At 72.3% G+C, this 5003-nt stretch carries 3 protein-coding genes; 1 reads left to right on the plus strand and 2 read right to left on the minus strand.

Annotated elements, in window-relative coordinates:
• Together J0670_RS29805 and J0670_RS29810 are read right to left on the minus strand one after the other, a co-directional pair.
• On the minus strand, positions 1-976 hold a 976-nt coding region (locus J0670_RS29805; RefSeq protein WP_307806757.1), incomplete at its 3' end, for a cytochrome P450.
• Positions 977-1148: 172 nt separating this feature from the next.
• On the minus strand, positions 1149-4352 hold the full coding sequence (locus J0670_RS29810; RefSeq protein WP_207814810.1) for a M28 family peptidase: 3204 nt from the start codon (positions 4350-4352) through the stop codon (positions 1149-1151).
• 329 nt (positions 4353-4681) lie between these two features.
• Here J0670_RS29810 and J0670_RS29815 point away from each other — a divergent pair.
• On the plus strand, positions 4682-5003 hold a 322-nt coding region (locus tag J0670_RS29815), incomplete at its 3' end, for a helix-turn-helix transcriptional regulator (protein ID WP_307806758.1).

Here is a 5003-nt window from a genome sequence, read left to right on the forward strand (position 1 = left end):
CCGGGTCGCGGTGGGTGAGGTACGGGCAGATCAGCACGTCCGTCCCGGCGGCGATGTGGTGCCCGGCGATGACGTCGTCCTCGACGGCGTGGCGGGGGAGCAGCCAGGCGGACGGGTAGAGCCGCAGCGTCTCGCTCACCAGCGCCTGCGGGTCGGCCGTGCGGGCCTCGGGGTGGCGGTCGAGGAGCAGGAAGAGCCAGGTGAGCGTGGTGGCCGTGGTCTCGTGCCCGGCGACGAGCAGGGTGACCAGCTCGTCGCGGATCAACCGGTCGGTGTACTCGGGGTGTTGGTCGCCCGCGTCCAGAAGGACCCGGAGCACGCCCGGTTCCGGGGTGTCCACCGTGCGGGCGGCCGAGATCGCCGCGTGCGCCACGGCGTCGATCCGGGCGAGGTCCTCGGTGACGGCGTCCCGGGCGTCGGGCGCGTCGGTGGGCAGGGTCGACATGACGGCCACCACCCGTTCCACCGAGCGAAGTTCGCGATCCGTCCGGTCGTCCAGAGGCAGCCCGGTGAGGGCCCGCCACACCGTGTCCAGGGCGAAGCGCCGCATCTCCTCGGCGACGTCGAACTCCTCCCCGCTGCGCAGGTACCCGGCCCAGCGCTCGGCCGCCTGCCGCGCCGCGGCGGCGATCCGCTGCTCGTAGCGGCGCATCCCGGTGCCCGTGAACTGCGACTGCAACAGCCGCCGTTGGCGCTTCCAGGCCTCGCCGGTGGCGGAGAGGACCCCGTCGCCGACCAGCATCCGGGCCCGGTGCGAGCGCTTGACGTAGCGGTCGGGGTGGCGGCCGAGCACGTGCTGCACCGCAGCCGGGTCGGTGACCAGCACGGTCGGCGTCGGGCCGAGCCGGAACGCGGCGATGCCGCCGATGCCGCGCTGCGCCCGGGCGAGCAGGTCGACCAGCTGCGCCTCCTCGGCCCGCCACTGCTCGACGGCCTCAACGGCCAGTTCCGGTACGGGGATGGCGTCCGTGGTCACCGGGGATCTCCTTGACTGAACTGGACTGAACTGGCCCGTCGTGGGCAAGCGCCCTGGACGACTCTACGTCAGTCGGCCGCCACGCACGGCTGCGCCGCGGTCCGTCCCCCTCGACGGGCCGCGGCGCAGCGGTTCAGGTGGGGTCAGTCACGACCCCGGGGATCCCGGAGGATCACACCGGCTGCCACAGCGCCGGGACGATCGGCGGCTCCCAGCCGACCTGGGCGGTGTGGCCCTGGAGGCAGCGGTAGCTGACGCCGTTGTAGGTCACGATGTCGCCGGCCTGGTACGTGGTGCCGGGCGTCCAGGTGCCGCCGGGGTTGGTCGGGCCGCTGCCCACGACCAGCGTGAAGCCGGTGGTGTGGGTGGCCGAGCCCGCGCCGGTGATGGTGATGCTGTACGTGCCGGCCGCGGTGGAGGCGGAGGTGGCGATGCTGACCGTCGCCGAGGAGCCGGACTGCACCGAGGACGGGCTGAAGGAGACCGTCACCCCGGCGGGGGCGCCGGCGGCGGTCAGGTTGACCGTCTGGGCCGAGCCGGAGGTGGTGGCGGTGGCGACGGTCGCGGTGGCGGTGTCACCGGGGTTGACGGTGGCGGTGGCCGGGTTCACCGAGAGGGAGAAGTCGTTGGCGGGGGTGGTGCCGCCGACGGAGGTCTTCCAGATGGTGTAGGCCACGCCGTTGGCGCTGCGCTTGAGCACGGTGGCGTCGACGTTCGAGGTGGTGTCGCAGGACTGGTGGTAGCAGGAGTCGTACGAACGTCCCGCCGTGCCGCCCCACTTGGCCGCCTGGGCCGAGGTCTTGACGGCGCTGGCGCCGGCCGCGTAGCCCGAGGTCGGGATGCCGGCCTGCTGGAAGGAGTAGTCGTCCGAACGGCCCTGGCCCTCGACGTTCTCCTCCGGCTGGAGGTTGAGCGAGTCCCAGTAGGCCTTCATCGGCGCGGAGGCCGCGGAGGTGAGGTTGTTGATGAAGTAACCGGCGTTGGTCGAGCCGATCATGTCGAAGTTGTAGTAGGCCTTGATCGCCGAGCGCTGGGTGGAGCCCAGCTGGCCGACGTAGTACTGCGAGCCCTGGAGGCCCTGCTCCTCGCCGGTCCACCAGGCGAAGCGGACGTGCCGGCTCATGGTCGGGTTCTGCTGGGCGAGCGCGAGGGCGTTCTCCAGCAGGGTGGCCGAGCCGGAGCCGTTGTCGTTGATGCCGGGGCCGGCCGAGACGCTGTCCAGGTGGGCGCCGAGCATGGTGACCTGGTCGGCCGGGCCGCCGGGCCAGTCGGCGATCAGGTTGTTGGACTGGTAGTTGCACGAGGTGCAGGTCTGCTCGGCGACGGTGTAGCCGGCCGCCTGGAGCTTGGCCTTGATGTACGCCACGGACTGGCTGTGCCCGCCGCTGCCGGCCAGGCGGTTGCCGCCGTTCTGGTTGGCGATGGTGTTCAGCTGGGCCAGGTCTGCCTGGATCTTCGTCACGTCGATGTCCGGCGCGGGGTTGCCGGGCGTGCCGCCGCCGACCGTCAGGGTGTACTGGGCGGTGTGGGTGGCCGCGCCGGCGGTGCCGGCGACGGTGATCACGTACGTGCCGGCCGGGGCGCCCGAGGAGGCCGACAGGGTCAGCGTCGCGGAGGAACCCGCCTGCACGGAGGAGGGGTTGACCGTCGCGGTGACCCCGGCCGGGGCGCCCGTGGCGGTGAGGCTGACGGTCTGCGCGGTGCCCGAGGTCACGGCGGTGGAGACCGTCGCGGTGGTCGAGGAACCGGGCTGGACCGAGCCGGAGGCCGGGCCGAGCGAGAGCGAGAAGTCGTTGTTGCCTGACGGGGTGCAGGTCGGGTCACCGCTCTGCGCGGGCACGCTGACCGCGTCCCAGGCGGCCTTGGTCCGGTTGTAGAAGGTGCAGGTCGGGTCGAGGTTCTTGGCCGCGGTCAGGGTGGTGGTGCGGTACCGCTTGTAGGTCATGCCGCTGGTCTTGAGCAGCATGCCGCCGTAGAAGACCTGGCCGGCCTGCTTGACGCCGATGCCGGTGACCGAGGAGTTGTTGCAGGTCGGGCTGGAGGGCTTGCCGCCGCCCGGGTTGGAGCCCTGCGAGAGCAGGTAGAACCAGTGGTTCAGCGGGCCGGCGGCCGCGTGCACCTCGGTGCTGGGGATCGAGGACGAGTAGCAGTTCGGGTCGTTGTTGACCAGCGAGGGCTGGTACAGGTTGCGGATCGGGCCCTGGCCGACCAGGTTGATCATGCGGCCGACCTGGTAGTCCGGGTAGTCGTAGGGCGCGGGCTCGTTGTTGTACTCCTTGGTGAGCGCGCCGAAGATGTCGCCGGTGCCCTCGCCGAGGCCGTTCTCGTTGTTGGCGCCGCCGGGGGTGTACTGGTCGATGCCGTGGCCGAACTCGTGGCCGACGACGTCCTGCGCGCCGATCCACTCGCCGGACTGGCTGTGGCCGATCGAGACGGAGCTGCCGTCCCAGTAGGCGTTGACGTCGTTCAGGCCGACCTTGATCGGCCAGCTGCCGCCGTTGCCGTCGTGCCCGTTGCGGCCGAGCCAGTCGCGGAGCATGTCCCATTCCTTCTGGGCCGCCCACATGGCGTCGCCGCAACCGGTCTCCTTGCTGGAGGGGTTGCCGTTGCCCCAGGAGTCGGAGGACTTGCTGAACACCTGGCCGGTGCTGTAGTCGGAACAGCTCAGGCCGGGCCGGTTCGGGTCCCGCAGCGAGTACGAGCCGCCGGAGTTGGTGGTGCTGATGGTCAGCGGACCGGGGCCGTTCCACTTGCTGTTGACGGTGCCCGCCCGGACGTCATCGTAGCTGTCGATCACCTCGCCGCCAGCGGCGTCCACGAAGACGTGCAGCGTGCTCGGCGCGGACTCGGTGCGGCCCTTGAGGACGGTCTCCCAGGCGAGCCGGCCGGCGCCGTCCTTGACCTTGACGACCAGTCGGCGCTCGGCGACGGAGTCCACCGCGGCCAGCCTGGTGCGCGCGGTCTTCTCCGCGTTCGCCGCGCTGACCTGCGGGGTTATCGAGCCGCCGAGCGGCCCGGTGGCGGCGGCCTGGAGGCCGCGGACCTTGCCCTGCCCGTCGGCGAGAACCACCGCGTCGCCGCCGACGACCGGCAGGCCGCGGTAGCTGCGCTCGTAGGAGACGGAGTACAGGCCGCCGAGCCAGGGGGTGACGGTCCGGCGCTCGTAGGTCTCGCCCGGCCCCTTGGCCAGGGCGTCGAGGCCGGCGGCCGCGGCCGCGTCGGCGGCGTTGACGGCGGCGGCCAGCGCGGTCGGCGGCGCGGGAGAGGGGGCGGGCGCGGCGGTGGCCGGCCCGGCGGTGGCGGCGATCATGCCGGCCAGTACGGTCAGGGTGGCTGCCGTGGTCAGCAGCTTCCCTGGGGAAACTCTGCGTTGCATCGAGGCTCCTCGCGTGTGGGGGTCCTCGACCGCGGACGGCATGGCTGGTGGCGCTCCGCAGGCCGCGTCCGGGGGACGGCCGTGCGGGCCGTCCGCGCTCGGGTGCCCGAACCCTCACACGGCGTCATGCTCGGGTCAATGGCTGGTGCGGGCCCCGCATAGGGTTGGCAAATTCCGTCAAGCCGACCGTCCCGTTTCGCGTCGAGCTGGGCTTTCTCCCCAGTGGTTGAGACCACGTCATGTACGGGACGGAAGCCATCGAGTACCGTCCTCCTCGTCGGACTCGTCGCAGGGCCCCGTGCCGGGGCCGGTCTCCAGGGGAGGCAGCCGTGCACCGGACCGGTTCGGCTTCGGCGGTACGGCTCCCGGCACCGCCGTCGAGCCCCCAGGACCCGCTCGCCTGGCGGGAGTTCGGTGCCCGGCTGCGACACTGGCGGCGCCGGGCCGGGCTCACCCAGGCCCAACTCGGCGCCGGGATCGGCTACGACCACACCGCCGTCAGCAAGATCGAGCACGGTGCCCGCCGGGTCACCCTCAGGATCGCCGAGCGGATCGACGAACTGCTGGGCGCGGGCGGAGAACTGATCGCGGCCTGCCTGCGCGCCGAGACCGCGGAGCTGCCGCAGCTCGACCCCTTCGCCCCCGGACTGC

The organism is Streptomyces sp. FH025 (genome assembly GCF_017427025.1).
Classification (GTDB): domain Bacteria; phylum Actinomycetota; class Actinomycetes; order Streptomycetales; family Streptomycetaceae; genus Kitasatospora.